Source organism: Streptomyces sp. NPDC002577 (assembly GCF_053594815.1).
In genome coordinates this window covers 112,805-139,408 of sequence record NZ_JBSFWK010000010.1, presented here as the reverse complement: position 1 = coordinate 139,408, position 26,604 = coordinate 112,805, and the positions used below count along the sequence as shown (strand labels likewise).

The window sequence follows — 26,604 nt, the reverse complement described above, 5'->3', positions numbered from 1 at the left end:
CGCACGAGTCAGCCGAGCGGTGCGGGGCCACATCAGGACGTCCGGCTTTCGGCTGGGGCCGAGAGGGGGCTCACGATGGACGCATACCCGCTGATCGAGAATCACGGCCTGATCGGTGACCTGCAGACCGCGGCTTTGGTGACCACCGACGGGACCATCGACTGGTTCTGCTGTCCGCGCTTCGACTCGCCCAGTGTGTTCGGCGCCCTGCTGGACCGTGAGAAGGGCGGTCATTTCTCAGTGGCCCCGGCGGACAATACCTATGCGACGAGACAGTTGTATTTCCCCGACACCGCGATTCTCGTCACTCGGTTCCTGACCGATTCGGGTGCCGGTGAGGTTGTCGACTTCATGCCGGTGACCGGGGTGACGGCGACCCCCCGGCACCGTCTGGCACGCATGTTCCGGTGCGTGCGCGGCTCCATGACCTTCGAGGTCGACATCGCCCCCCGGTTCGACTACGGCCGTATACCGCACAAGCTGGACCTCACCGACCACGGTGCCGTGTTCGCCGCGGGAGGGCTGGAACTCACCGTCCACCCGGTCCGCGAGCCAGAAGACGAACGGCTGGTGAACATCCTCACGGGTGATCACGATGTGCACCTCTCCCTGCCGCTGTCCGCCGGGCAGCAGCGGGGCATGGTCATGGAGTCGGCCTCCGAGGGACCGCCGCGCGAGATCCGCGTCGCCGAGTTCCAGACGCTCTTCGACGACACCGTCCGGTACTGGCGGTCCTGGCTCGGCCAGTCCCGGTACGTGGGCCGATGGCGGGGGGCGGTGGAGCGCTCCGCGGTGACGCTGAAACTGATGACCTACGCGCCCAGCGGCGCCCTGGTGGCCGCCCCGACGACCGGACTCCCGGAGCAATTGGGGGGCGAGCGGAACTGGGACTACCGGTTCACCTGGATCCGCGACGCGTCGTTCTCGGTGTACGCCCTGCTGGGCCTCGGTTTCAAGGAGGAGGCGGCGGCGTTCATCGGCTGGCTGCGCGACCGGGTGCAAGAGAAGGCCGGCTCTGAGGGGGATTCGGGGCCACTGAACATCATGTACCGGGTCGACGGCTCCTCCGACCTCGTCGAGGAGGTCCTCGACCACTGGGAGGGCTACGAGCGCTCCGCCCCGGTGCGCATCGGCAACGGCGCAGCGTCCCAGCTGCAGCTGGACATCTACGGCGAGGCACTGGACAGCATCTACTTCGCCCATGAGCGTGGCATCCAACTGGACCACCGTGGCTGGGCCTCGCTGCACACACTCCTCGAGTGGCTCGTCGACCACTGGGACCAGCCGGGTGAGGGCCTGTGGGAGACCCGTGGCGGCCGGAAGAACTTCACCTACGGCCGTGTGATGTCCTGGGTGGCCTTCGATCGCGCCCTGCGGCTCGCGGCCTCCAACGGCCGGCCCGCCGAGATCGGCCGCTGGAACAGCGAGCGGGACAGGATCTACGAACAGGTCCTCACCCAGGGGTGGGACCCGGACCGCAAGGCGTTCGTCCAGCACTACGGCAGTGATGTGCTCGACTCCTCGCTGCTGCGGATGCCGACGGTGGGTTTCATCACCCCCGACGACCCGTACTGGACGTCCACGCTGGACGCGATGGACCGGGAGCTGGTCTCCGACAGCCTGGTCTACCGGTACAACCCCGAGGCGTCACCCGACGGACTGCGGGGCTCCGAAGGCACGTTCTCCCTGTGCACCTTCATGTACGTCGACGCCCTGGCTCGGGCCGGCCGGCCCGAGCAGGCCAGATTCGTGCTGGAGAAAATGCTGACCTACGCGAACCATCTGGGCCTGTACTCGGAGGAGATCGGCCTCACAGGACATCAACTGGGCAACTTCCCACAGGCCTTCACGCATCTGGCGCTCATCGATGCGGCCATCACCCTGGACGCGAGCCTGAACCGGGTGCGGCAGGGCGCTGCTTAGCCCGGCGGAGAGCTGGCGTCGGCCGTTCCGCCGTCGCCAGTGCTACCGCCGCGCCGCACATCGCTGTCAGTGAGCGGCTCCAGCTCGCCGTGGGTGTCGAGCCAGTACAGCAGGGCGACGGCCGGGCCGACGAGCACCACCGCGACCAGGGTGACCAGTGCCAGCCAGCGCAGGGTGGTGGGAGCGCCTGCCCCGTCGGCCACGGTGAGGGAAGTAGGGATGAGGTACGGGCGCTGCGCCATGCCCCAGCCGATGACGGCCGCCGCGACGGCGCAGACGGCCGTGACCCGCGACCAGGAGCCGGATGCGCGCGTCAGCAGCCATCCGGTGGCGAGGGTGCTCGCCGCGGACACGATGATGAAAAAGAGTCCCACGCCGTGGGTCAGCCCGTGCCACACGTGGGGGGCGTCGCCTCGGGTGACGAACAGCATGATCACCGCCAGCGCGGCGAGGACGACGGCGCTGCCGAGCGCCCGCCGCCGGAAGTAACGGTCGAGATCGGGTGCGTCGAAGCGGCGGGCGTCACCGGCCAGGAACACGGCTCCGAGAAAGGCCGTCAGGGCGATGGCGAGCAGGCCGAAGAGGATCGAGGTGGGGTTGGACCAGGCGTCGGCCGCGGCGGGCGTCCCGGGGGCCACCCGTCCGGAGGCGACGCCGCCGACGGCGGCCCCCAGGAAGAAGGGCGTGAGCAGCGAGGACACGGCGAACACGGCGCCGTAGAGGCGTCGCCCGGCGATACGGCGGGTGGGCTTGCGCAGGGCGAAGCCGGCGCCGCGCAGGACGATGCCGACGACGGCCAGGGCCAGCGGGAGCCACATCGCGGAGAACACCGTCTGGAAGAGCGTGGGGAATCCCGTCCACATGATGACCAGGACGAAGATCAGCCAGACGTTGTTGACCTCCCACACGGGGGCCATGGCGTGGTCGATCAGCCATCGGGGGCGATTGCCCCGGTCCGCTCCGCCGGCGGTCAGATCCCAGATCCCGGCTCCGTAGTCGGTGCCGCCGGCACACGCGTAGGCGGCCACGACGATCACCAGGACCACGGCGATGAGGTCGGCCATCATGACGTGCCGTCCTTGGTGGAAGCAGGCCCGGCTCCGGAGGCCGGTGGTTCACCGGCCGAAGACAGTGAGCGTGGCCCGTACGGGGTGTGCGCCTCCGGGGCCTCGGCCTCGGCGCGGGTCTCTGGCTGTGCGTCGGCGAGCCGCCATCGGGTGCGCATTTTGAGCAGCACGACGACGAACGAGCCGAAGATGAACACGTAGACCACGATCACCAGGCCGAACATGGTCCACAGGCTCGCGGCGCGGGTCGACGTCACCGCTTCGGCAACCCGCATGTTCTGGTAGACGATCCAGGGCTGGCGTCCGACCTCGGTGGCGACCCAGCCGCACTCGACGGCGACGAGCGAGGCGACGCCCGCGCACGCCGCGCTCCGGTAGAACCACCTGGACGCCGGCAGCCCCCGGCGGCGGAGCCACACGAAGCCGTACCAGAGGGCGAGGAGGACGAGCAGGGAACCGAGTACCACCATGGCGTCGAAGGCCCAGTGCGCGATGGTGGCCTCGGTGGCCGTGGGCCGGTCGCTCGCCGGCACCGAGGTCAGGCCGGTCACCTGGGTGCGGGGAGAGAACCCGGCCAGGATGGAGTCGAACTGCGGGATCCTGATGCCGCCGGAGATCCTGCCATCGGGGTGCAGTCGGCCGAAGATGTACTCCGGCACATGGGTGTCGGTGTTCCAGACGATCTCCATGGCGGCGAACTTCACCGGCTGCTTGTGGAAGACCGAGCGCGCGATGAAGTCCCCGAGGAAGAACTGCACGGGGGTGAGCACGGCGGCGATGGTGAAGGGGACGGTGAAGCCGAGCCGGTGGTAGTGGTCCCGGCGGCCGCGCAGCCAGCCGACGGCGTAGACGCCGGCGACCACATAGCCCGCCGTCAGCACCATGGCCACGACGAAGTGCCAGTACTGCGGCCCGAACATCGGGGTGAAGACGGCTTTCCAGATGTTCACGTCGACGGGATTGCCGGCCGCGTCGAGGGAGAAGCCTCGCGGGGTGTTCATCCACGAGTTGGCGGCCAGGATCCCGAACGCACCCAGCAGCGCGACGGCCGGCAGCGGCAGTCCGAGAAGGAAGTGGGCGCGCGGCGGCAGTCTGCGCCAGCCGTACAGATAGATGGCGATGAGGACCGCTTCGAGGAAGAACGCCCAGGCCTCGACGCCGAAGCCGATACCGAAGACGTCCCCCCACCGGCCCATCATCCCCGGCCAGAGCAGGCCGAACTCGAAGGACAGCACGGTGCCGGTGACCACCCCCACCGCGAACTGCACGGCCATGACGGCCGACCAGCGGCGCGCCAGCAGCAGGGCGGCCGGGTCGTCCCGGCGCAGACCGCGGTAGTGCATCACCAGAGTGATGAGCGGCAGTGCCACGCCCATGGGTACCAGGAGAATGTGGGAGGCGAGGGTGAAGGCCATGAGCTGCCGGGCCGGAAGGAGCTGTGCCGGTGCGTCCGCCAGCAGGTGATACATGGTGTGCATGCGCGCCTTCGCTGCTCGGGAGCGGCTAGGAAATCTGGGCCCGGATCAGCCGCCGGTGGAGAAGCCGGGGAAGAGCGTCATTCCTCCGTCGACGTAGAGGGTGGTCCCCACCACGTAGTCCATGAGGTCGGAGGCGAGGCCGACGACCGCATGGGCGATGTCCTGGGGGTCGCCGATGCGCTTGTACGGAATCAGCCGCAGCAGGTCCTCCCGGGCCTCCGGCGTCTCCCAGGCGCTGCGGTTGATCGGCGTCTTGATGGCTCCCGGAGCGACCGCGTTCACACGGATCTTGTGCGGCGCGAGTTCCTGCGCCAGGGTCTCCATCATCATCTGCACGCCTCCCTTGGAGGAGGCGTAGTTCACATGCCCGGACCACGGGATGACCTGGTGGACGGAGCTCATACAGATGATCTTTCCCGCCGCGCTCGAGACCTCGGGGACGACGCCGCGCCTCAGGAACTCCTTGGTGGCCTCCCGGGCGCACAGGAACTGACCCGTGAGATTGACGTCCAGAACCTTCTGCCACTGGGCGAGGGTCATCTCGGTGAACGGGGCGTCCCGTTGCAGCCCGGCGTTGGCGACCAGGATGTCGATGGTTCCGAACTCCTCGACCATCCGGTTCATCATCCCGACGACCGCGTCCTCCTGGGACACGTCGGCCTCGTATGCCGCCGCGCGGACCCCGAACGTGGCGATCTCGTCGACCACTCTCTCGGCGGCCGTCCGGTCTGCGACGTAGTTCACGGCCACGTCGGCGCCTGCCCGGCCCAGCGCGACGGCGGTGGCCATGCCGATTCCGGAGTTGGCACCGGTGACAAGCGCTTTCTGCCCCTGCAGGAGCTGCGTCGGAATCACGCCCTGGGGCGCGCCTTCGGTGGAATTCACGATCGGCTCTCCTCGCTGCGTGACGCAGTGTCCGCCGGGCCACGACGTCGTCGGCCCCGGAGCGCCACGGAATCACCCGGCGCAGCGGCCGTGGGCTCCGACGATCTGGTGTTGCGCCGCGCGGAGCAGCATTCTTCGCCCGGCCGGACCAGCCGTGCGTCCGGCGGTCAGCTGAGCCGTTCCACGAGGTGGTCTCCCACCCGCAGGGCGTTGGCGATGGCCGTCAGTGACGGATTGACCGCGCCGATGCTCGGGAAGAAGCTCGTGTCGACCACGTACAGGTTGTCCAGGTCATGCGCCTTGCAGTTGACGTCCAGGGCCGACGAGGCCGGGTCGTGGCCGAATCGCACGGTGCCGGCCTGGTGCGCGGTGGCTCCGATCGGCATGCCCTTGTGCAGATAGATGCTGTGGGACAGCAGATGGTGCTCGTGCATGCCCAGGTGACCGAGCATGCTCTGCAGTTTGTGCCGCAACCGCTCGAGGCCGGCGATGTTGTTCCGCTCGTCCAGCGCCAGATGGATGGCGCCGTCGCCGTCCACGGTGACGCGGTTGTCCGGCAGCGGCAGGTCCTCGCCGCACAGCCAGAAGTCGACGGCGTGATGGGCCAGTACCTCGAAGGGCATGTCAGGGGCCACCGCTCCGGCCCAGCGCGGGGCTTCGCCGTGGATCTGCTCGGCGTCCGACTTGCCGAGCATCTGAATTCCGCCGAGCGGGTAGTCCCAGTCATCGGCGCGGAAATACCAGTCGTGCAGGGCGAGGGTCTTCTGGAAGCGGGTGTCGTTCGGTTCCTTCGACACGGCCATCAGAGCCATGTTGTTGTGCCGCATGTAGAACCGGCCGACGACGTCGGAGCTGTTGGCCAGCCCCCGGGGATGCCGGTCGTCGGCGGAGGCCAGGAGCAGGACCGCGGAGTTGACCGCCCCGCAGGCCACGACCACCACGTCTGCCGTGTACCGGGCCTCGGAGCCGTCGGCATGCCGAGTGACCACGGTGCTGACCGTGCGACCTGTGGGGTCCGTCTCCAGACGGACGACCTGGGCATTGGTGATCATCTCTACGTTGGGATGCCGAAGGGCGGGTTCCACACAGATCACCTGGGCATCGCATTTGCCCCGCACCAGGCAGGGAAAGCCGTCCACCCGGTCGCAGCGGATGCAGACACTCGAGTGCGTCGCCCGCCCGTTCTCGTCCTGGCTCAGATTCACGCCTATGGGCAGGTGGAAGGGGTGCAGCCCGCGCTTCTCCAGGTCGTCGCTCAGCTGCTGGATACGCGGCTCGTGCTCGACGGGCGGATAGGCGTACTGCGCGCTCACCGGCCCTTCCCAGGGGTCCTCACCGTGCCGGCCGTGCACCAGATAGAGGTGCTCGGCCTGGGTGTAGTACGGCTCCAGATCCTCGTAACGGATCGGCCAGGCCGGCGAGAGGCCGTCGTGGTGCCGGATCTCGCCGAAGTCCTCCGGGCGCAGCCGGAAGAGGGCGGCGCCGTAGAACTTCGTGTTTCCGCCGACGTAGTAGTTGACCTCGGGCGGGAACGCGTTGCCGTGCTTGTCGAACCAGAACTCCGGGGCCCGGTACTTGCCCTTGACGAACACGGCGGTGGAGTCCCAGTTGTCCCGTTCGCGCGGGAGGTAGTCCCCGCGTTCGAGGATGAGGATCCGCTTCCCGGAAGGTGCGAGCCGGTGGGCGAGCGTGCCGCCGCCGGCGCCGGTACCGATGATGATGACGTCGTTGTGGGGAGAGTCGCCCATGGCGGCCACCGTCCTCGGGCTCACGGTCATGTCGATTCTCGGGCCCGTCACTCCGCAGCGCGGAGCCGAGGCAAACATTCCGCTTATCCGAACGTATCCGCCCTTTCCGCACGCGGCATCCCGAGGGCCCCTGCCTGGCCGGGGTCGGTCACAGAACGGCGATCGGATTCACCGGAGAGCCCGTGGCCGCCTGCAGCCGCAGTGGTGCGACGACACAGAGGAAGGTCCAGCGGCCGTTCTGTTCGCACACCGGGGCCAGTTCCTCGAACTGCAGGTAGTCCATCAGGTGCACCCCCATGGCCTGTATCGCCAGTACATGCACGGGGAAGGCGACCTCCGCCACCGCGCTGGGGGCGGTGTCGTTGTTCCCGTCTCCCCCCAGCAGGGCGACCTGCCGTTCAGCCAGGAACCGCATGGCCGTCGGATGGAGGCCGGTCCGGGCGCGCGCGGAGTCCCACGGTCCGAGTTCGCGGCGCCGACGGCGGTGCCCGACCCTCACGAGCAGCAGGTCCCCGGGGCCGACGCGGGTCCCCTGCGCCGTCTCGGCGGCTGCGAGGTCGCCGGCCGTCACATGGTCGCCGGGCTCCAGCCACGGCACGCCCCGCGACCGCGGGATGTCCAGGAGCACACCGCGGCCGACGACGCCGTCCCGGACCACGTCGAGCGAGAGAGAACCGGCGCCGTCCGGCGTCACGCTGCTTGCCGGAAGCCCGTTGTAGAGCCGGCCGTCGAACAGTACGTGGCAGAGTGCGTCGAGATGACTGTCGGCGTCTCCATGCACGTTCATCGCGAACCTGTCGCGAGCGAAGTGAAGACCGTGGTCCGTGCGTTCCCCAGGAGCCGGTCCGGTCATCCGATGCTCCGCAGGGTCGGGGTTGTCCGGGCCGGCCCGCGTCTCGATGGGTGCGGCGAGAGACACCGTCCGGCCGGTACGGACTTCGGCTGCGGCGGCCACCACACGCTCGGCTGTCAGGTGCCCGAGTGCCCCGCGCCGGTCATGGGGACCGCCCCAGGCCTGGTCCCGCAACTGCTCGTACAACGCACGGAAGGCGTCCATGCCCATGGGCTCCGGGCCCGGGCGTCTCGTCCGAGAGGTCATGAGGACGGCGCCTCCCCACCCCGAGCTGTGCGTACTGCCGACCGGCTCCGGAGGTCGGCTCCGCAAGCGCGGCCGGCGGCTCCACACGATGCGCGGCCGGTATTCCCGGCTCACCGCGGCTGACGATTCGTCAGCGGCCCACGATCGTGTAGCTGCGCCACAGTCCGGTCGAGCGGACCACGTTGGCCGCCAGCGTCGTGCCCACGTAGCTGCTTTCCCCGAAGCTGGGCTCGGTGCAGTCGTCGGTCTGGTACAGGATGATGTCGTTCAGCGTGTGGTTCTCGACTCGGGCCACGCCCTGGCGGAAATGGTGGCACCCGCCGATCACCGGGTTCGAGATGGTTTCGCCGTACTGGGTCCCGTTCTGCGCGTTGATCAGGCCAAGCGCCGACCGCTCGCAGCCCGCCAGCGCGATGGTGAGCAACGCAACGCCGGTGAGCGCGGTCATCGACCGTGCAGCGGACATCGGGCCTCCGGTGTTGCGGCGGGGTGCTGCCTGGGGCGTCGTTCCACCACCACTATCCATCAGCGTCGACGGCCGCGCCCGGTGAGTGTGGCCGATGCGGGGACGGGCAGGGTCGGCACGCCCCGGCCGACCCCCGACGCCTTCCGCGGTCCGCCGTGCCGCTGGTACACGCAGGTGAATGCCGGCCCGCGATGCGTCCGGAGCGCTCCTGGCGTGTGCCGCCGACGCCTGGAGCGCGCCGGACGTCAGATTCCTTGCGGGCGTCGCCACCGCAGCACAGGCCGTGGACGAGGCATCTGCCGGGCTGGGTGCGGCCTCGTTCTGGACAGTCTCGTCGCCGAGCACGGCATGGCCGCGTTGATGGTCGACAGCTGGAACACCGCGGCCGTCCACCTCTACCGTGGCCTTGGCCTGTCACGGCGTTCTGTCGCAGCCGCCCGTGTCACAGGCCGCTGAGTGGGCCGCGGGCAGGTCGAGTGGTCAATGGTGCCTCAACCCGGCCCCTTCCCCTCCGGGGCCGGGCTGAGATGCCGTCGGCGGTCGTCCTCAGACCACGGTCACCGGATGCCTGACGACCGCGTCGAACAGGTACCCCTGGGTGTTGGGCACCGCGGTGTCGGGCTGTGTGCGCCCGGCCGTGTCGGTGGCGCGGGCCAGGATGTGGGTAGCGCCGGGGGCGTCGGGCTTCCAGTCGGCCGACCAGCGGGTCCAGGTGCCGGCGCGCGGCCGGTCGTGCAGGCGCGCGGGCCGCCAGCTCGTCCCGCCGTCGGTGCTCACGTCGACCCGGGCGATGGCGCCCGCCCCCGACCACGACCGTCCGTGGAGCACCTGCCCCTCCCCTGCCGTGAACGTGGCCCCGCTCGCCAGCTCGAACGCGCTCTTCAGGGTCTGCCGCGTCAGCGGCGCGCTCCCGCCCTCCGGGTAGGCCGAGCCGAACAGCCGGTAGAAGGTGGTGTTCCAGGGCGAGTACAGCGGCTGCGCGGACACCTCGATGTCACCGACCCACTTGATCGACGCGATCCCCACCCACGAGGGCACCAGGACCCGCACCGGATACCCGTGGTCGTACGGCAGCGGCTCGCCGTTCATCTCGTACGCCAGCAGGACGTCGTCCAGCGCCTTGGCCAGCGGCAGCAGACGGCGCACCCGTCCCAGGCTCTCGCCGCCACTGAGGTATTCGGCGTCCAGGCCGCGGGGCTGCACGTCCACGGCGTACGGGGAAAGACCGGCCTTGCGCAGCACGTCGGCCAGGGGCACCCCGCGCCAGCGCGCGACACCGATCGCCCCCAGCGTCCATGCGGTGCCGGTGACCGTCTCACCCTGCTGTGTCGTGTAGTAACTGCGGCCGTTTCCGGCGCACTCGACGAACGCGGTGCGGGTGACAGCGGGCAGGGCGCGCAGATCGTCGTACCCGAACTCCACCGGGCTGTCCTCTGCGGGTGTAGCGCGCAGCCCGTCGCCCCACAGCCTCAGCCGCCAGTCCGCGGCGTCCAGAACAGGCGTTGCGGTGTGGTTGCGGACGAAGAACAACTCGTTGGGGGTGTGGTGGCCGGTGCCCCGCAGTGCCTCCCAGCGGGTCTCCGCGTTGGTGCCACGCTGGATGAACCACTCCGGCGGCAGCGGCTTGACGATCGTCGGGTCGGCGGCGTGCGCCTGGGGCGTCGTGGGGAGCGTGGTCGCGGCGGCGGTGGCGGCCAGCAGGGTCAGCAGCCGGCGGCGGGAGATCCCGTCCGCCCGGGCCTCACCAGCGAGCCACTGACGCAGTCTGCGGCGGTCGTAGGCGATTTCGTCATGTCGGCCGACAGGGCTGGGTGAAGGCATGGCGGTCCTCGTCATGAGTGGAGTGAGCAGGGCAGACGCGCAACAGCGTCGGGCCACAGGCGTTCAGAAGCCGGGCTCACCGACGCAATGCAACTGCCTGCAGCGACAGTTGGGGAGAGCAGCGGGCAAGCGCGTGATCAGCCGGACGCCCGACACAGCGCGGCGGCGACGCGAACCAGGTCCACGGCACGGCGACTTGTCAGGGGCTCCGGCGACGGCATGCGGGGATGCAAGCACGTGCCACGAGAGGTGTCAACGGGACGGATGGGGGGCGCCGGTGGCTCCCCATCCCGGAACTGGATACTCCGGCGGCCTCTCTGCGAACTCATGTCCCCGGGCAGGGGCCACCCGTCCCCTGCCTCCTGAGGCCGCCTTGCCCCTGACGCGTACGTCAGGGATTAGCTTGCGGCGACGCGACGCTCCGCCCGTCGTATCCCGGCTGTGGAAAGGACCCGCTAGATGACCGCCGTACCGCCGCCCGTGACCCGAGAGATCCGGCTCGTCAACGCACCCGATCAGCTGCCCGGGCCCGAAGACCTCGGCGTCGTCGAGACGCCGCTGCCCGCGCCCGGACCGGGCCAAGTCGTGGTCCGCAACCGGTACTTCCTCGTCTTCCCGGGGCTGCGCACGCTCATCGGCGGCGTGGCCGACGGCGTGCCGCTGCCTCCTGTCCGCGTGGGCGACGCGCTGTTCGGGCCGGCCGTCGGCGAGGTCGTCGCCGTCGGCCCCGGCAGCGGGCTCCGCCCCGGTGACGAGGTCACGCACCTGCTCGGCTGGCGCGAGCACGCCCTGGTGGCCGAGGCGGAATGCGCACCGCTCGGCGATGCGCTGCCGGACCCGGTGGCCCATCTGTCATCGGGGGCGGCCGCGTACGCCGGGCTCACCGAGCTCGCCGCCCTCCAGCCCGGCGACACGGTCCTCGTCACCGGAGCCGCGGGAGCCGTGGGGACCCTGGCGGGACAGGTGGCCCGGCTGCTGGGCGCCGGACGGGTCGTCGGCAGCACCCGCTCGCCGCACAAAGCCGAACGGCTCCGGACCGAACTCGGCTACGACGCGGTGGTGGTGCCGGGCCCCGCCCCGTTCGCCGAACAGCTGGCCGCCGCCGCGCCGGACGGCATCGACGTGCTGCTGGACCAGGTGGGCGGCGAGCAGCTGACCGCGGCCGTCGGCGCAGCACGCCGCGGCGCACGGTTCGTGCTGGTCGGCGCGCTCTCCGGGCAGCTTTCGCCGGAGCGCGACGGCGCGAGCGCACCGGCGGAGATCGACACCTTCCGGATCGTCACACGGGGCGTCACGCTGCGCGGATTCAGCAGCACGAACCTCCCCGAGGTGACGCAGGAGTGGAACAAGCGCTTCGGCGAATGGCTGCGCTCGCGTGAGATCGTCTTCCCGTATGTGCGGATCCCGGGCATCGATCGCGCGCCCGGGGCGTTGCAGGAACTGTTCGAGGGGCGGCACACCGGGACCGTCGTCGTGGAACTCCCCCCAGGCTGATCCACGCCGGCGCGGCGCCGGCGCCTTTCGCGGCAGACAGCGGCGCGGCACGGGTTGAGGCGAGGAACCGGGATGCGGATCGGGGATGCGGCGGCAGCAGCGGGCACGACGCCACGTGCGCTTCGGTTCTACGAGGAGCGCGGTCTGCTGCCACCGCCGCCGCGTACGGCCGCCGGGCAGCGCGAGTACGGTCCGGCCGAGGTGGCCCGGGTCAGGGTGATCCGGGAGCTGCTGGCCCTCGGGCTCACCGTGGAGGACCTGCGCAGTGTGGCCGACCGCATCCAACTGCTGGTCGACGAGCCACGGCGGCGGTGCGACGGCCGCTCGGACGGCCCCGGCGCCGGGATCGTGCACCGCAGGCTGGCGGCCCTCGACGCCGAGATCGCCCGTCTGACCGGGCTGCGCGCCGGCCTGGCGCGGCACACGACAGGGACGGAGTGATGGCGCCGGCGCCCTTTCCACCAGGTGCCCGGACGATTCGCGGCAGGATGGCGGCATGCTCATCGTCATCGGCGGTCTGCCAGGCACTGGCAAGACCACCCTCGCACGCCTGCTGGCCGCGCGGCTCGGCGCGGTCCACCTGCGGATCGACACCATCGAGCAGGCGATCGTCCGCTCCGGCCTGGCCCGGCACCCCGTGGGGCCTGCCGGCTACGTCGTCGGATACGCCCTGGCAGAGGAGCATCTGCGGCAGGGCCTGACCGTGATCGCGGAGTCGGTGAATCCGCTGGCCGTCACGCGCGACGCCTGGCGCGACACAGGCGCCAGAGCGGGTGTGCCTGCCGTCGAAGTGGAGGTGGTCTGCTCGGATCCGGCCGAACACCGGCGGCGCGTGATCTCGCGGTCGGTCGACATTCCGGATCTGCCGCTGCCCGACTGGCAGCAGGTCGTCGACCGGGAGTACGAGCCGTGGGCCCGGGAGCGCATCGTGGTCGACACCTCGGGACAAGGCCCCGAGGAGTCGCTGGCGTCGCTGGTCTCGCTGGTCCGGGCTGCCAGTGGCTGCGAATAAGTTCGGTCTGCGGATCCAACCCGACCAGGGACCGGACAACGAACCCTGCTTCGCAGCGAGTTGACCACTACGGGACCGCGGATACCCCGGTCGCCTTGCCGACGGCCGTCATCACGTCGGCACGCCTGGGTTCCCCGGACGCCCTCGCGACAACCCGGCCGTGCGGGTCGAGGACCAGCACGGTCGGTGTGCGCAGGATGTCCAGCCGTCTGACCAGTTCGAGGCGGGCCTCGGCGTCGATCTCCACGTGCGCCGCTCCCGGCACCGTCCCGGCGACCTCCGTCAGCAGCCGACGCGTGGCCCGGCAAGGCGAGCAGAAGGCGGTGGAGAACTGAACCAGCGTCACCCGCTCCCCCAGTTCGGCGCCGAGCTCCGCCGCCGACAGGCTCACCACACCGTCGCCGGTCCGCTCCCGGACCCGGCCGTTGCGCGCCCTCCGCACCAGCCCGAAGACACTCGCCAGAACGAGCACCGCGACACACACCACCAACCCGGTCATACGTCCAGTCTCCACGACCCTTGAGCCCTCCGAACTCTCCACCCTGCGAACCCAGCGAACCCGCACGGTCGCGAACCGTGCGCGCTATCCGGCCATCGACCGCTCGATACCGCGCCGCTACCATGACGGCCATGGACTCCCCGCCCCGGCCACTGCGGCTGACCACGCGTCGCGTGGTCGACCTCTGCCGGGTCACGGCCTGCCGCTGTCGCTGACACCTGCTTCGGCCCGATCGCCATCCTCCCCTCCACCCGGAGTCCCGCTCATGCAGATCGACCCGCGCGGCCCCCGTTTCGCCGCCACGCTCACCACACTCGTCCTCTGCGCGGTGCTGATCACCGGCAGTGGCGTCCTGCTGGCCGTACAGACCGCGGTCTTCGCGGTCGGGGCGTTCAGCGGCCTGCAGTACTCCCCGTACGGCTGGCTGTACCGCGTCGCCGTCCGGCCCAGGCTCGCCCCGCCGCGCGAGCTGGAGGACGCCCGGCCGCCCCGCTTCGCGCAGGGCGTCGGTTTCGGCTTCGGTCTCGTCGGCACGGTCGGCTACCTCGCAGGCGCCGAGTGGCTCGGCCTGGCCGCCACCGCACTGGCCCTCGCCGCGGCTTTCCTGAACGCTGCCTTCGGCTACTGCCTCGGCTGCGAGATGTACCTGATCATCCGCCGCTTCCGAAGCGCCTAGCGAGCTGCCGGGCACCTTGCCGATGCTGCTGCAACTCGGCGGTTCCAAGGCCGTGTCGGGGCTGAGCGGACCGGTCCGGGGCGTGCTGCGCCCTCAGCGCCCTCTCAGCGCCAAGGAAACCTCCGCTGAGCACGCTTCGCCGCCTTGTCTGCGGCCTTCTGAGCGGCGCGCTGCTGCCGCTCCGCCTCGCGCGCGGCCGCTGCCGCCTGCCGCTCCTCCACGCTGTCGTAGAGCAGTTCAGCGACGGAGAAACGACAGCCATAGCCACGCATGGAACCCTCGTTGACCAGCAGAAAGCCCTCGCTGGTCCGGTACAGCCGGGTGCTCACGGGGTTTGCCGGATGCCGGGCCGCGTAGGAACGGGCGCGCGCCTCCAGGCGGCTCAAAGCCTCCTCGCGCGTGCCCGTGAAGTGCTCCAAGACCTCTGCCGAATACGTCTTGCTGTCGCCCATCCCGACGGTCTCTTCGACGATCAGGCCCCACCGCATGGACATTGCTCCCCCGATCTCACAGGCGTTGCCGTGTCACCTCATAGGTCTTGCCGTGCCACGCTGTCATACTTCCCGCTGTCGCAGTCACCTCAGCCTGAGTCACCGCGGCCTTGGTTACCGCAGCGTGTGAGGTCTCCCTCAGCGGGTCGGCGGCTTCCAGGGCAGCCCGTTGGAGACCAGGTCGACCGCCCTGTCGAGCAGGGCGACCGCGTCGTCGCCCGAGCCGGGCTGCCAGCAGGCGACGGCTGCCTGCTGGGCGGCGAAGGCGACCGCCGCGGTGGTACGGACGTAGAGGTCGCCCTCCGGCAGGCCGGTGCGTACCGCCACCGCTGCGATGACGGCGTCCTCGACCGCGCGGTTCGTCTGGGCGATACGCGGGAGCAGTTCGGGGCGCTCGCGCAGCAGCGCTCCGCGTCCCAGCAGGATCTCGCCCGTGGTGAGCTCACCCAGGCGATCGGCGAGCACCGCGTGGATCGCTTCCAGCGGGGTCTCGGCCGCGGGGCGGTCGATGATTCGCTGCCGGAGCAGGGCCGGGGTGCCCTCCTCGAGGAGGAAGACGGCCTCTTCCTTGGTCGAGAAGTAGTTGAAGAAGGTGCGGGGAGATACGCCGGCGTCCGCGCAGATGTCCTCCACCGTGACCGCGTCCGGGCCGTGCCGGCGGAAGAGGTCCACTGCCGAGCTCTGCAGGGCCATGCGGGTCGCCTGCTTCTTGCGCTCACGCAGCCCGTTCGAAGGGCTCGTCGTCATGCCCTGGTCACGCTCCCCGGATCGGCCGCCAGGATAACTACGGCACTAACTACAGTACTGCAAAAATGCAGTACTGCAAGGTTGCCTATGATGGGCACTTCGTGCTGCCGGCCGGCAAGGACCGGCTCGATCCGGCAGCCCAGGTTCCAGCAGCCCAAGGAGGGCCCATGGCAGAACAGACCGAGCGGCCGCCGGGCCCGTCCGTGGCCGGGACGCTGGCCGAGGCGCTGTGGTTTCCTCTGGCTCTCTTCCTCGGCTTCCTGTTCTGCTTCGCCCCCGCCCTGCACGCACCGCAGCCGCACCACGTGAAGGTGGTGGTGGCCGATCCGGCCGTCGAGCGCAAGGTCGACAGTGCCCTTCACCAGCAGTACCCGGGCGGGTTCGACGTCCACCCGGTCGCCGACGCACGGGCGGCCCGGCAGGCGGTGCTGGACAGGGATGCGGCGGCGGCTTTCGCCGGTCACGGCCGGAACCCCGTGCTGTATGTGGCCAAGGCCAACGGCATGTCGCTCGAGCAGAAGCTCCGCGATGTGTTCACCGACCTCACCGCCCGGAGCCATCAGCAGCTCACGGTCGAGGATGTGGCGCCCACCGTGAGCAAGGACCTGCTGGGCGCGACACTGCTCTACTTCGGGATCGCCTGGAGCGTTCCCGGCTACATCCTCGCAACGACCCTGCTGCGTGCGGTGACCTTCAACCGGCGCCGGAAGCTGCTGACCATCGCCGGCGTCGCCGCCCTGTTCAGCGTCATCGGCTACCTGGTCGGCCGCGGGCTGGGCTACATACCCGCCGACCCCTCCGCCATGGCGATCTCCTTCCTGCTCACCGCGGCCGTGGCCACCTTCGCCTCCGGCGTGGCCCCGTTCACCAGGCAGTTCTTCCCCGCGGTGGGCATGGGCCTGTTCATCGTGCTGTCCATTCCCACCAGTGGCGGCGCGGTGCCCGCCCCGCTGCTGCCGGCCTTCTTCCAGTACGTGCACGCGGTGATGCCGCTGGCCAACGCGGTCGACGCCCTGCGCGGAGTCCTCTACTTCGACGGGGCCGGGGTGCTCAAGCCGGTCCTGGTGCTGTGCGCGTGGATCGCCGCGGGCGCCGCTCTGATGGGCCTCGACGCCTGGCTGCGGAACCGGCGAGCCGCTGGACGTGACGCCGACGACGACCAGGAGGAGGTCGAGGAGCCCCCCGTGGACGACCCGGCGCTGGAGGTGCCGGCACCCACCGCCCTCCCGGTCCACCGCCACCACTTCGGCGAGCCGGTACCGGTGCTGGTCGGCACCGTCCACGACTCCGAGCAGCAGCCCATCCGCGGTGCCGCGGTGATCGTCATGGACACCAAGGGGCGGCAGCTGGTGCGGACCACGACCGACGAACACGGGGAGTACGCCGCTGCCGGTCTTCCCGAGGGCTATCTCAGCATCGTCGTCTCGTCCCCCGGCCGGAACCCACTGGTCCACCAGAAGCTGCTGCGGCCGGGAGGGGTCCTGCGGGCGGACTTCGCGTTGCGCAGCCGACATGACAGGGTGTCGCAGCAGGCACATTGAGGCCGGCACTGCGATACGGCGAAGTCAGCGGCTGGGGAAAGCACTAGGAGGCCGATGAAGATCTTGCTCCGACCACCCGGCTCGCCCCGGATTGCCAGTAAATGTCAATCGTCATGAACCGATGCAAGCCGGGCGCGATTCCAAGATCTTCAGGACACTCCTAGCGGCTGTTCGGTTCGTAGCCACTGATGATGTACGCAGCCTCGTCGTCGACTGCGTTCTCCTCCCAGTCCAGCGAGATGCGCACCGGGTGGCCGTCGGCCGCGTACTGCGCTTCGGCCCGGTGCGCCTTCTCGCGCCGGGCCTGCTCGAGCTCCTTCAGCAGCTCCCCGATGGTGGGTACTTCAGCGGGCGACCGCTTCACCACTCGCCGACCGCTCTCGTCGAGGCCGACCGCCTTCGCCACCCTGCCGTCCCGGACGGTCACCCGGAAGGTTCCGATGAGGGCCCGTTCCCCTTCACTCGACTTGAGCGTGTAGGTGTACGACGCGGGCTCCTCCCAGTTGGTGAGAGCCTGCCCGCCGTCCGCCCCGGCCTCCTCAGCGGAATTTACGGAAGCCGGTGAGTGGGTGCCACAGGCCGCGGTCGCGCACATCAATGCCCCGATCAGCGCGGCAGAGGGCACGGAACGGGAACCGATACGTACGGCAGGCATGTCGGCGTCCTCTCGAAGACGGTCACCGCTATGACGCCGCCCGGCCGAAGAACGTTCGGGTGCCCCCGGCCTCCGGGGGCACCCGCTGCGCTCTGTTCCCGCTCGTGTCCGAGGTGCGGACGTCAGCCGAGGCCGGCCGACTTCAGCCAGGCCTTGGCGACCTCCAGCGGGTCCTTCTTGTCGAGCTGCACCTGGGCGTCCATGTCCAGCAGCGCCTCCGTGTCGAGCTTGGCCGACACGGCGTTGAGCGCGTCGACGCCCTTCTGGGACAGCCCCGACTTGGAGACCAGCGGCTGCACGTTCTCGAACCCGAAGAGGTTCTCCGGGTCCTGGAGGACCACGAACTTCTCCTTGGCGATGGTCGGGTCCGTGGTGAAGATATCCGCGGCCTGCACCGTGTTCTTCTGCAGCGCCGCCTCGGTCAGCGGGCCGCCCGCGTCCAGGGCCTTGAAGGACTTGAACTCCAGGCCGTACACCGACTTCAGGCCCAGCAGACCCTGATGCCGGGCCTGGAACTCCGGCCCGGCACCGAGAACCAGGTCCTTGGCGATGTCCTTGAGGTCCCCGATGGTGGACTTCTCGGTGAGGTTGTACTTCTTGGCGGTCTCCGCGTTCACCGTGACGGAGTCCTTGTCCTGCGCCGACGACGGCTCCAGCAGCGTCAGCTTGGAGTCCAGCTTGGCGTTGATGGCGTCCGTCGTGGCGGCGACCGTCTTCGGCGCGGCCTTCTTGTCGAGGTAGGCCAGCAGCGCCCCGTTGTACTCGGGCAGGACGGTGATGGTGCCGTTCTTGAGCAGACCGTACGTCGTCTCGCGGCTGCCGATGTTGGGCTTGTAGGTGACCTTGATGCCCTTGGCCTTCAGGGCCTCGCCGTAGATGTCGGCGATCAGGATGCTCTCGGCGAAGTTGTTCGAGCCGACGACGACGGTGCTGCCGTTCGCCTTGTCTCCCGAAAGCGGGTTGTCGGACTTGCTGTCGGAGGACGACGAACATCCGGCGAGGAGCGCCGCCGTGGCGGCGAGCGCGACGGCGGCCGCGCCAGGATGCATCGTGCTGGACCTGCTGCTCTTCGCGGTAGGAGTCACAATTCCCGTTCCGGGTAGGGGGGTTGACTGGGGCATTGACCTGGGCAAAGTGGGCGGCGTGCTGAAACCGCCCTTTGCTGATCCAATCCAGCCGCCTCTCGGTGAGTCAAGCGCAGTCTGGTTACCGATTGACTTCGATCAATGGTCAGTTGAGGAGAATGTGACCCCAGATGGGGCCCCGCACGGCTTGCGGGGCACGGCCGGCTCCCCTTCGAGCAGTGCGACGCCGGGCCCGGGGCGATGGAGGAACCGCCCCGGGCCCGGGGCCAGTTGTACACCGTCGTCTAGCCGCTCCTGCGCACCCCGGGCGACACAGCGAGCCGCGTGATCGCCCAGAACACCGCCAGCGTCGCCAGCGCCATCACCGCGACCAGGACGGCGCCGCCCACCACTTTCTCGTAGTCACGCTGGTAGAGGCCGTCGACGATGTAGCGGCCGAGGCCGCCGAGGCTGACGTACGCGGCGATGGTGGCCGTCGAGACGATCTGGATGGCCGCCGAACGCAGACCGCTCAGGATCAGCGGCAGCGCGACGGGCAGTTCGACCTGGAAGAGGATCCGGGACTCGTACATGCCCATGCCCCGCGCGGCGTCCACCGGGGACGGGTCGACGGAACGCACGGCCTCGTATGTCGTCACCAGGATCGGCGGGATGGCGAGGACGACGAGCGGAATCATCACGGGCAGCAGTCCGAGCCCGAGCAGCACGAACATCAGCACGAGCAGGCCGAAGCTGGGCAGCGCGCGGGCGGCGGTGGCGACGAAGGCCAGCGCGTTCCCGCCGCGCCCGGTGTGGCCGGTCAGCAGGCCCACCGGCAGCCCGATGGCGGCCGCGATACCGAGCGCCATCAGCGAGTACCCGATGTGTTCGAGGACGCGCTGCGGGATGCCGTCGTAGCCGTGCCAGTGGGAGCTGTCGCTGAAGAAGGCGTTGACGAAGTTCAGTACGTTCACCGGACGGCGTCCTCCAGGGCGGGCGCTGCCTGTCGGGGCACTTCGGCAGCCTTCGGTCTCCTGCGGGTGCTGCCGCGCGGCATCCACGGCGTCAGCAGGACGCGTACGAGAACCAGCAGCGCGTCCACGACGATGGCGAGGACGGCCGTGGTGACCACGGAGTTCACCGCGAGCACGGGCCGGTGGTAGAACATCGCGTCCGCGAGCAGATTGCCGAGGGCGCCCTGGTTGCCGATCAGGGCGCCGACGCTGACGAGGCTGATGCTGGACACGGTGGCCACCCGCAGTCCGGCGATGATGGCGGGCACGGCGATCGGCAACTGCACCTGGACGTACCGCCGTACGGGCCCGAAGCCCATGGCAGTGGCCGCGGCGAGCGTCTCCTGCGGAACCGAGCGGACGCCGTCGACGATTGCCGGGACGAGCACGACGAGGCTGTACACGGCGAGCGGGATCATCACGGTGGTCTCGCTCTGCCCGGTGTAGTCGATGAGGACGACGAAGAAGGCGAGCGACGGGATGGCGTACAGCACGGTCGTGACCCACAGCACCGGCGGGTACAGCCAGCGGAACCGCACGCAGATCTGCGCGATCAGCAGGCCTGCGAGGAGGCCGGCAAGGACCGGCAGGAGGGCCTCGCGCAGGTGCAGCCCGATGAGCCCGAGATAGCTGTGCTGGAGGTCGCTCGGGATGTCGAAGAAGCCGTTCATCCGGCGACCTTCTCGTCCGTGCGGCTTCCCTCGGCGTGGGCGCTGCGGATCGCCTCGCCGATGGTCTGCTGCGACACGACGCCGACGACCCGCCCGGTGCCGTCCACCGCGACGGCCCATCCGGTGGGCGAGAGCACGGCGCCGTCGAGCGCGGCCCGCAGCGATTCCTTGCCGTGCTCGAAGGGCCGCCCGTACGGCAGGAGTCGCTCGGCCGCCACGTCCCCGGCGGTCAGTTCGCCGGGCTCGCTCCAGCCGAGCGGCTTGCCTTTGGAGTCGGTGACGAGGAGATAGGGCACGTCCGGCGTGCTGCTTGCGGCGATCTGCTCGGCGGTGGAGTCGACCGCGACGACGGGAGCCGTCTGCAGCTCGAGCCCGGCGGAGGAGAAGAAGGACAGCCGGCGGATGCCGCGGTCGGTGCCGAGGAAGTCCTCGACGAAGTCGTCCGCCGGGGCGGACAGCAGCTCGTCGGGCGGCGCGAACTGGGCGAGCTTGCCGCCGGTGCGCATCACGGCAACCATCGTGCCCAGCTTGATGGCCTCGTCGATGTCGTGCGTGACGAAGACGATGGTCTTGCCCAACTCCTCCTGGATGCGGAGGAGCTCGTCCTGCAGCCCCTTGCGCACCACCGGGTCCACGGCGGAGAACGGCTCGTCCATCAGCAGCACCGGCGGATCCGCGGCGAGCGCCCGCGCCACGCCGACGCGCTGCTGCTGGCCGCCCGACAGCTGGTACGGATAGCGCTTGGCGAGCGACGCGTCGAGTCCCACCCGCTCCATCAGCTCCCGGGCCCGCTCCCGCGCCCGTTCCTTGCCCCAGCCGAGCATGCGGGGCACGGTGGCGATGTTGTCGATGATCGTGCGGTGCTGGAAGAGCCCGGCGTTCTGGATGACGTAACCCATGGACCGGCGCAGCGTGTTGACCGGCTGCTTCTGGATGTCGACACCGTCGAGGAGGATCGTGCCCTCGCTCGGTTCGACCATCCTGTTGATCATGCGCAGGGTCGTCGTCTTCCCGCACCCGGACGGCCCGACGAAGACGGTGATCGAGCGGTCCGGTATCTCCAGCGAGAGCCGGTCCACGGCCACCGTGCCGTCCGGGTACCGCTTGGTGACTGAATCTATCCGTATCAAAGCGCCGAATACCCTTCGGGTCTGGCAGAGCTGCCCGCTTGCGGAAACGGTCACGCGGGCCGTTGCGGGGGAGAGTCTAGACCGGTTGTGTTGCGGGTATTTGGCGGGCGTACGACGGGTTTGGCGGTGGGCGCCCGGGCGGCACCCCGCTGTTGAGCCAGGCCGAGGCGTCAGGAGCGCGCCGCGCGGGCCGACATCCACGCGTAGACCAGGACGCCCGCGAAGAGGAACAGCACGCCCTGATAGACGGCGGAGTAACCGGATCCGGCCAGAAGCCACATGGAGAAGCCGAACGCAGCCAGCGCGAGCACGGCGTCCCGGGCGAGGCGCGCCGGGCGGACCCGGTCGCGCTGACCCGAGAAGAGGAAGTACAGCTGGGCCGCCGTCGCCAGGAGATACGGGACGGTCGCGGTGAAGGTCGTGACCAGCACGAGGATCTCGAACACCCGGGCCGTTCCGGCCGTGTAGTTGTAGACGGTCAGCAGCGAGGCGAGCACGACCGTGACGATCACGCCGAAGGTCGGCACGCCGCGGCGCTTCTCCGCGAAGCGTGCCGGGAACAGCCCGTCGCGGGCGGCGGCGTACGCGGTCTGGGCGCTGAGCAGCGTCCAGCCGTTGAGCGCGCCCACGATCGAGACCAGCGCCGCGCACGCGACCACCGCGCCGCCCCACGTGCCGCCGAACATGGAGTTGACGGCGTCGCTGAAGGGGGCGCTGGAGGTGACCAGCTTGTCGTGCGCGACGGTGCCGAAGACGGACAGGGTGCCCAGCAGGTAGACCAGCGCCGCGCCGAGCGTGCCGAGGACGGTCGCCCGTCCGACGTTGCGCCGCGGGTTGCGCACCTCGCCCGCGCTGACCGCCGCCGACTCGACACCGAGGTAGCTGAAGAGCAGGATCGCGGCGGACGCGGAGACCGCGCCGAGCGCGCCGTCTTCAGTGGCCTGGAAAGGACCGAGGTTGTCGGGGTCGAAGAAGAACAGTCCGCCGACGGCGACCAGCAGCAACGGTACGAACTTCAGCACCGTGGAGACGAGCTGCACGGCGCCGACGTAGCGGGTCCCGGCGAGGTTGGCGAGGGCCGGCAGCCACTGCAGGACGAGCGCGGCGGTCATCTTGAGCCACGGCGAGCCGTGCAGGGGCAGCAGCACGTCCAGGTAGCCCACGGCCGTGACGGCGAGTGCCGCGTTGCTCACCCAGGAGGTGATCCAGTACGACCAGGCGGCCAGGAAGCCCGCGAAGTCGCCGAAGGCCTCGCGCACGTAGACGTACGGCCCGCCGGTGCGCGGGTTGCGCCGGGCGAGCCGCCCGAAGACGAGCGCGAGCGCGATGGCCCCGAGGGTGAGGACGCCGAAGGCGACGAGGCTGATGGTGCCGTACGGGGCGACGGATGCGGGGAGCAGGAAGATGCCGCCGCCGATGATGTTGCCCATGACCAGCGCGGTGGCGACCGGAAGCCCGAAGCGCCGGGCGTGGCGGCTGTCCCCGTCCCTCTCGGGGGCGGAAAGGTGCCCCGTCTGGGAGGCGGGGCCATGGGCCGGGGACGTGGTGGCCCCGCCCGGGGCCGGAGCCGACGGCGAGGCGGTTCCGGTGTCGTGCATGGGGTGGTGCGCCTTTCGTCGTGCTGGATACCGTCGCCTGCCCGCGGGTCTGGCCTCGGCTCACCCGGCCCGCACAGCGGCGGCCCGGCGTACGGGCGCACGCCTGCTGCGAGAACGCTTGGGGGATGCACCTATAGTCGGTTATCGGACACCTCACACCAAATCGCCGCCAAATGTTCGGCCGAGCGACAGTCGTGACCGAAAATCGGACGGATCTGGGCCCGTGCGACCGCGCATCCTCCTCCGGAACGGGCGGGCGCTTCCTCGGGCACGGCACGGGCCGAAGACGCATACTGAACTGCGTGTCCGGCAGGGACTGGGTACTGCACGTCGATCTCGACCAGTTCATCGCCGCGGTGGAAGTGGCTCGTCGGCCCGAGTTGCGTGGACGGCCCGTGGTGGTCGGCGGATCCGGAGACCCCACCCAGCGAGGGGTGGTCGCCACCGCCTCCTACGAGGCGCGCGCATTCGGCATCCAGTCCGGCATGCCGCTGCGTACGGCGGCCAAGCGCTGCCCCGAAGCGGTGTTCCTGCCCTCGGATCCACCGGCGTACCAACGCGTATCTGAAGAGTTCATGGCCACGCTGCGCCGGTTCCCGGTGGTCGTCGAGGAGCTCGGCTGGGACGAGGCGTTCCTCGGCGCCCGCACCGACGATCCCGAGGCCATGGCCGCGGAGATACGCGAGGCGGTACGGGCCGCGACCGGGCTGTCCTGCTCCGTGGGCGTCGGCGACAACAAACTGCGCGCCAAGCTGGCCACCGGGTTCGCCAAGCCGGCCGGTACGTACCGCCTCACCCGGGACAACTGGGCGGCCGTCATGGCGGAGCGGCCGACCGACGCGCTGTGGGGCATCGGACGCAAGACGGCGAGAAAGCTGGCCGAGGCCGGCCTGCTCACCGTCGCCCAGCTGGCCGGGGCCGACCCGGACGAGCTCGCAGCGCGGTTCGGCCCGGTGCAGGGGCCGTGGTACCGGATGCTCGCACTGGGTGCGGGTGAGACCGAAGTCAGCGGCGCTCCCTACGTTGCGCGCTCACGCAGCCGCGAGATCACTTTCCAGCATGACCTGACCGACCGCTCGGAGATCACCGAACACGTCGCCGCCCTGGCCGGACGCGTGGCGCGGGACGTGGCCGACGACGGCCGCCCGGCACAACGCGTCGCGGTGAAGGTGCGGTACGCCCCCTTTTTCACGCAGACACACAGCGTCACCCTGCCCACGCCCACCAGCGACCTCGCCGAGATCGAGCGCGCGGCGCTGGCGGTGCTGGAGCAGTTCGAGTACGACCGCCCGGTACGTCTCCTCGGCGTGCGCGCGGAGTTCCGCGCGACGTCAGAGCCGACGTGAGACGCGACGTAAGACAGGTCGTCCGCGAGCGCTGAACCACTCGCGGAACCGGAACGCCGAGACGGCGGCGTAAAATGTCATCAAGCGATGACATCACTCGATGACAAGATTGGCCCCTCTGTGCAACCCACGCGCACCCCTTCCCCCCACCCCCAACGAGCACTGGTCCCGGTACTGATCTCCCTCGGCATGCTGGTCGCGATCGTCAGCAGCCTCGGCGCTCCGCTGATCCCGACGATCGCAGCCGTGGACCACGTCTCCATGTCGAGTGCGCAGTGGTCGCTGACGGTGACGATGCTGGTGGGTGCCGTCGCGACTCCCACGATGGGGCGTCTGGGGGACGGGCCGCACCGCCGGACGGTGATCCTCACCGGTCTGGTCGCGGTGCTGGTGGGCAGCGTGCTGGCGGCTCTGCCGCTGGGCTTCGGCGCCCTGATCGCGGGCCGGGCGCTGCAGGGTCTCGGGATCGGGCTCACACCGCTGGCCATGGCCACCGCGCGTGACGCCCTGCCGCCCGAGCGGTCTCGGTCGGCGGTGGCCACGCTGTCGCTCACGGCCGCCGCGGGCATCGGTCTCGGCTACCCCGTGACCGGGTTGCTCTCGGAGTACCTCGGCCTGCATGCCGGGTTCTGGTTCGCGGCGATCGCCTCAGCCGTGGCCCTCGCTGCCGCGGTCGCCGTCCTGCCTCCGTCGCCGCAGCGCCCGGCGCACCGGCTGGACACGCTCGGCGCCGTGCTGCTCGCCGCCGGCATGGCCGGGCTGCTGTTCGCCCTCACCCAGGGCGGCCACTGGGGCTGGACGTCGGCCCCCCTGCTCGTACTGGCCGTCGTGTCGGTCCTGCTGCTGGTCTGGTGGGTCCTCCATGAGCTGCGTACGCCGCATCCGCTGGTGGACGTACGGCTGGTCCGGGACCGGGTGGTGCTCGCAGCCAACCTCACCGCGGTGGTGGGCGGCGTCGGGATGTACCTGCTGATGTCGCTGGTGACCCGCTTCGTGCAGACGCCGACGAGCGCCGGGTACGGCTTCGGTGCCTCCGTCGTCGTCACCGGCCTGGTGCTGGTTCCCTTCTCGGCCGGCAGCCTGGTGGCGGGCCGGCTGGTGCGCGTCCTGAGCCGCACCCTCCCGCTCGCCCGGCTTCTGCCGCTGGGCTGCCTGATCTCCCTCGTGGCCGTGCTGTCCTTCGTGTTCGCCCGCGGCAGCCTGTGGCAGGTGTTCGTCACGATGGCACTGGCCGGGCTGGGCATCGGGATCACGGTCTCGGTCATGCCGGCACTGATCGTCGGCGCGGTGCCGGCGCAGGAAACCGGCAGCGCGATGAGTTTCAATCACGTTGTGAAGTACATCGGCTACTCGACCGGCAGCGCGCTCAGCGCAGTGGTGCTCCAGGCGCACACCGCCGCGGGCCAGGCCCTGCCCTCGAACGACGGCTACGGAACGGCCGGACTGCTGGCCTGCGCCGTATGGGTGGCCATGGCCCTGCTGAGCTACGTCCTGATCCGGTCGCATCGCGGCGGTACGCGGACCGTGCTGGCCGCGGCGCAGAGGGCTGCGGAGCAGGCGGACGCGGGCCCGGTGCCGCCCCAGACGGGCGGCACGCGACACACCTCGGTCGACCGGTGAGCGACGGTCCGCCGGCGCGCCGCCGCGACGCGGCGCGCAGTCGTGAACTGCTGCTCCAGGCGGCGCGCGAGCTGTTCGCCGAGCGCGGCTTCGACCGCACCACGACCCGCGACATCGGAGAGCGCGCGGGAGTGGACCCGGCACTCATCGCGCGCTACTTCGGCAACAAGACCCACCTGTACGTCGCCACGCTGCAGCACCCCACGGACGACGCGGCTCCGGCCGACCTGCTGGACCCGGCCCGGCTGCTCGAAGTGTTCGAGCGGGTCGACCGCGGGCCCGGCCCGATCACTCAGGTCGCCGTCCAGCCGTACAGCGACCCCGCGGCCCAGGACGCCGCCCGTGCGGCGCTGCACGCCCGGATGGTCGAGCCGTTGCTCGAGCGTTTCACCCGCGAAGGGCTGGACCGGCCGCGGCTGCGGGCCGAGATCGTGGTGGCGGCCCTGATCGGAGTCCTGCTGGGACGCCGATCAGGCGCATTCGACGAGCTCGGCCAGGCCGGGCCCGATGACCTGATCACGCTGCTGCGGGACTCGCTCACCGGCGAGACCTGATCAGCC

General features: G+C 70.2%; 26 protein-coding genes. 9 read left to right on the top strand and 17 right to left on the bottom strand.

Annotation, left to right across the window (positions count from 1 at the left end):
• Positions 1 to 75 precede the first annotated feature (75 nt).
• Entirely contained in the window at positions 76 to 1,923 is a 1,848-nt protein-coding gene (locus ACWD4J_RS16675; RefSeq protein ID WP_451396099.1) for a glycoside hydrolase family 15 protein, read from the top strand.
• Here the strand turns inward: ACWD4J_RS16675 and ACWD4J_RS16670 are convergent.
• The 8 genes from ACWD4J_RS16670 to ACWD4J_RS16635 all read right to left on the bottom strand — a co-directional run bounded on the left by ACWD4J_RS16670 (position 1,920) and on the right by ACWD4J_RS16635 (position 10,708).
• Complete coding sequence (locus ACWD4J_RS16670) at positions 1,920 to 2,990, bottom strand: cytochrome d ubiquinol oxidase subunit II (protein ID WP_451396098.1); 1,071 nt, start codon at positions 2,988 to 2,990, stop codon at positions 1,920 to 1,922. The two genes, ACWD4J_RS16675 and ACWD4J_RS16670, sit on opposite strands and share 4 nt — an antisense overlap.
• Positions 2,987 to 4,468, bottom strand: coding sequence for a cytochrome ubiquinol oxidase subunit I (locus tag ACWD4J_RS16665; RefSeq protein WP_451396097.1), 1,482 nt, complete (start codon positions 4,466 to 4,468; stop codon positions 2,987 to 2,989). Before ACWD4J_RS16665 ends, ACWD4J_RS16670 begins: the two co-directional genes overlap by 4 nt.
• 45 nt (positions 4,469 to 4,513) lie before the next feature.
• A complete protein-coding gene (locus ACWD4J_RS16660; protein ID WP_451396096.1) occupies positions 4,514 to 5,353 on the bottom strand; it encodes an SDR family oxidoreductase in 840 nt (279 codons plus the stop codon).
• A 167-nt stretch (positions 5,354 to 5,520) separates the two neighbouring features.
• Positions 5,521 to 7,101, bottom strand: a complete 1,581-nt coding sequence (locus tag ACWD4J_RS16655; protein ID WP_451396190.1) for a GMC oxidoreductase — start codon at positions 7,099 to 7,101, stop codon at positions 5,521 to 5,523.
• 148 nt (positions 7,102 to 7,249) lie between these two features.
• Positions 7,250 to 8,200 (bottom strand): cyclase family protein, encoded by a 951-nt coding sequence (locus ACWD4J_RS16650; protein ID WP_451396095.1) that lies wholly within the window; start codon positions 8,198 to 8,200, stop codon positions 7,250 to 7,252.
• A gap of 130 nt (positions 8,201 to 8,330) precedes the next feature.
• On the bottom strand, positions 8,331 to 8,648 hold the full coding sequence (locus tag ACWD4J_RS16645) for a hypothetical protein (protein WP_451396094.1): 318 nt from the start codon (positions 8,646 to 8,648) through the stop codon (positions 8,331 to 8,333).
• 564 nt (positions 8,649 to 9,212) lie between these two features.
• On the bottom strand, positions 9,213 to 10,487 hold the full coding sequence (locus ACWD4J_RS16640) for a sulfite oxidase (RefSeq protein WP_451396093.1): 1,275 nt from the start codon (positions 10,485 to 10,487) through the stop codon (positions 9,213 to 9,215).
• Positions 10,488 to 10,624: 137 nt separating this feature from the next.
• Positions 10,625 to 10,708 (bottom strand): putative leader peptide, encoded by an 84-nt coding sequence (locus ACWD4J_RS16635; RefSeq protein WP_451396189.1) that lies wholly within the window; start codon positions 10,706 to 10,708, stop codon positions 10,625 to 10,627.
• 238 nt (positions 10,709 to 10,946) lie between these two features.
• On the opposite strand from ACWD4J_RS16635, the gene ACWD4J_RS16630 reads away from it, so the two are divergent.
• From ACWD4J_RS16630 to ACWD4J_RS16620, 3 genes are all read left to right on the top strand, one after another.
• On the top strand, positions 10,947 to 11,981 hold the full coding sequence (locus ACWD4J_RS16630; protein WP_451396092.1) for an MDR family NADP-dependent oxidoreductase: 1,035 nt from the start codon (positions 10,947 to 10,949) through the stop codon (positions 11,979 to 11,981).
• A 72-nt stretch (positions 11,982 to 12,053) separates the two neighbouring features.
• Entirely contained in the window at positions 12,054 to 12,422 is a 369-nt protein-coding gene (locus ACWD4J_RS16625) for a MerR family transcriptional regulator (protein ID WP_451396091.1), read from the top strand.
• A 55-nt stretch (positions 12,423 to 12,477) separates the two neighbouring features.
• Positions 12,478 to 12,993: an AAA family ATPase gene (locus ACWD4J_RS16620; protein ID WP_451396090.1), complete on the top strand. Its 516-nt coding sequence runs from the start codon at positions 12,478 to 12,480 to the stop codon at positions 12,991 to 12,993.
• 67 nt (positions 12,994 to 13,060) lie between these two features.
• Here ACWD4J_RS16620 and ACWD4J_RS16615 read toward each other — a convergent pair whose 3' ends face one another.
• Positions 13,061 to 13,492 (bottom strand): TlpA family protein disulfide reductase, encoded by a 432-nt coding sequence (locus ACWD4J_RS16615; protein ID WP_451396089.1) that lies wholly within the window; start codon positions 13,490 to 13,492, stop codon positions 13,061 to 13,063.
• A 265-nt stretch (positions 13,493 to 13,757) separates the two neighbouring features.
• Here ACWD4J_RS16615 and ACWD4J_RS16610 point away from each other — a divergent pair, with 265 nt between their 5' ends.
• Complete coding sequence (locus tag ACWD4J_RS16610; RefSeq protein ID WP_451396088.1) at positions 13,758 to 14,168, top strand: DUF4395 domain-containing protein; 411 nt, start codon at positions 13,758 to 13,760, stop codon at positions 14,166 to 14,168.
• Positions 14,169 to 14,272: 104 nt separating this feature from the next.
• Here the strand turns inward: ACWD4J_RS16610 and ACWD4J_RS16605 are convergent, their stop codons facing one another.
• Positions 14,273 to 14,656, bottom strand: a complete 384-nt coding sequence (locus ACWD4J_RS16605) for a hypothetical protein (protein ID WP_451396087.1) — start codon at positions 14,654 to 14,656, stop codon at positions 14,273 to 14,275.
• A 141-nt stretch (positions 14,657 to 14,797) separates the two neighbouring features.
• On the bottom strand, positions 14,798 to 15,406 hold the full coding sequence (locus ACWD4J_RS16600) for a TetR/AcrR family transcriptional regulator (RefSeq protein ID WP_451396086.1): 609 nt from the start codon (positions 15,404 to 15,406) through the stop codon (positions 14,798 to 14,800).
• A gap of 167 nt (positions 15,407 to 15,573) precedes the next feature.
• On the opposite strand from ACWD4J_RS16600, the gene ACWD4J_RS16595 reads away from it, so the two are divergent.
• Complete coding sequence (locus ACWD4J_RS16595; protein WP_451396085.1) at positions 15,574 to 16,947, top strand: carboxypeptidase regulatory-like domain-containing protein; 1,374 nt, start codon at positions 15,574 to 15,576, stop codon at positions 16,945 to 16,947.
• Between the two features lie 160 nt (positions 16,948 to 17,107).
• Here the strand turns inward: ACWD4J_RS16595 and ACWD4J_RS16590 are convergent, their stop codons facing one another.
• The 6 genes from ACWD4J_RS16590 to ACWD4J_RS16565 form a co-directional block, all read right to left on the bottom strand.
• On the bottom strand, positions 17,108 to 17,602 hold the full coding sequence (locus ACWD4J_RS16590) for a DUF6174 domain-containing protein (RefSeq protein WP_451396084.1): 495 nt from the start codon (positions 17,600 to 17,602) through the stop codon (positions 17,108 to 17,110).
• 122 nt (positions 17,603 to 17,724) lie between these two features.
• Complete coding sequence (locus tag ACWD4J_RS16585; protein ID WP_451396083.1) at positions 17,725 to 18,687, bottom strand: ABC transporter substrate-binding protein; 963 nt, start codon at positions 18,685 to 18,687, stop codon at positions 17,725 to 17,727.
• A 284-nt stretch (positions 18,688 to 18,971) separates the two neighbouring features.
• Positions 18,972 to 19,640, bottom strand: coding sequence for an ABC transporter permease (locus ACWD4J_RS16580; RefSeq protein ID WP_451396082.1), 669 nt, complete (start codon positions 19,638 to 19,640; stop codon positions 18,972 to 18,974).
• Complete coding sequence (locus tag ACWD4J_RS16575; RefSeq protein WP_451396081.1) at positions 19,637 to 20,350, bottom strand: ABC transporter permease; 714 nt, start codon at positions 20,348 to 20,350, stop codon at positions 19,637 to 19,639. The genes ACWD4J_RS16580 and ACWD4J_RS16575 overlap by 4 nt, the downstream gene beginning before the upstream one ends.
• Positions 20,347 to 21,480: an ABC transporter ATP-binding protein gene (locus ACWD4J_RS16570; RefSeq protein WP_451396080.1), complete on the bottom strand. Its 1,134-nt coding sequence runs from the start codon at positions 21,478 to 21,480 to the stop codon at positions 20,347 to 20,349. The genes ACWD4J_RS16575 and ACWD4J_RS16570 overlap by 4 nt, the downstream gene beginning before the upstream one ends.
• Before the next feature lie 170 nt (positions 21,481 to 21,650).
• Positions 21,651 to 23,078, bottom strand: a complete 1,428-nt coding sequence (locus tag ACWD4J_RS16565; RefSeq protein ID WP_451396079.1) for an amino acid permease — start codon at positions 23,076 to 23,078, stop codon at positions 21,651 to 21,653.
• Positions 23,079 to 23,380: 302 nt separating this feature from the next.
• On the opposite strand from ACWD4J_RS16565, the gene ACWD4J_RS16560 reads away from it, so the two are divergent.
• The 3 genes from ACWD4J_RS16560 to ACWD4J_RS16550 all read left to right on the top strand — a co-directional run bounded on the left by ACWD4J_RS16560 (position 23,381) and on the right by ACWD4J_RS16550 (position 26,598).
• Positions 23,381 to 24,424, top strand: a complete 1,044-nt coding sequence (locus ACWD4J_RS16560; protein ID WP_451396078.1) for a DNA polymerase IV — start codon at positions 23,381 to 23,383, stop codon at positions 24,422 to 24,424.
• 189 nt (positions 24,425 to 24,613) lie between these two features.
• Entirely contained in the window at positions 24,614 to 26,044 is a 1,431-nt protein-coding gene (locus ACWD4J_RS16555; RefSeq protein ID WP_451396077.1) for an MFS transporter, read from the top strand.
• Entirely contained in the window at positions 26,041 to 26,598 is a 558-nt protein-coding gene (locus tag ACWD4J_RS16550; RefSeq protein WP_451396076.1) for a TetR family transcriptional regulator, read from the top strand. The genes ACWD4J_RS16555 and ACWD4J_RS16550 overlap by 4 nt, the downstream gene beginning before the upstream one ends.
• The last annotated feature ends 6 nt before the right edge of the window (positions 26,599 to 26,604 follow it).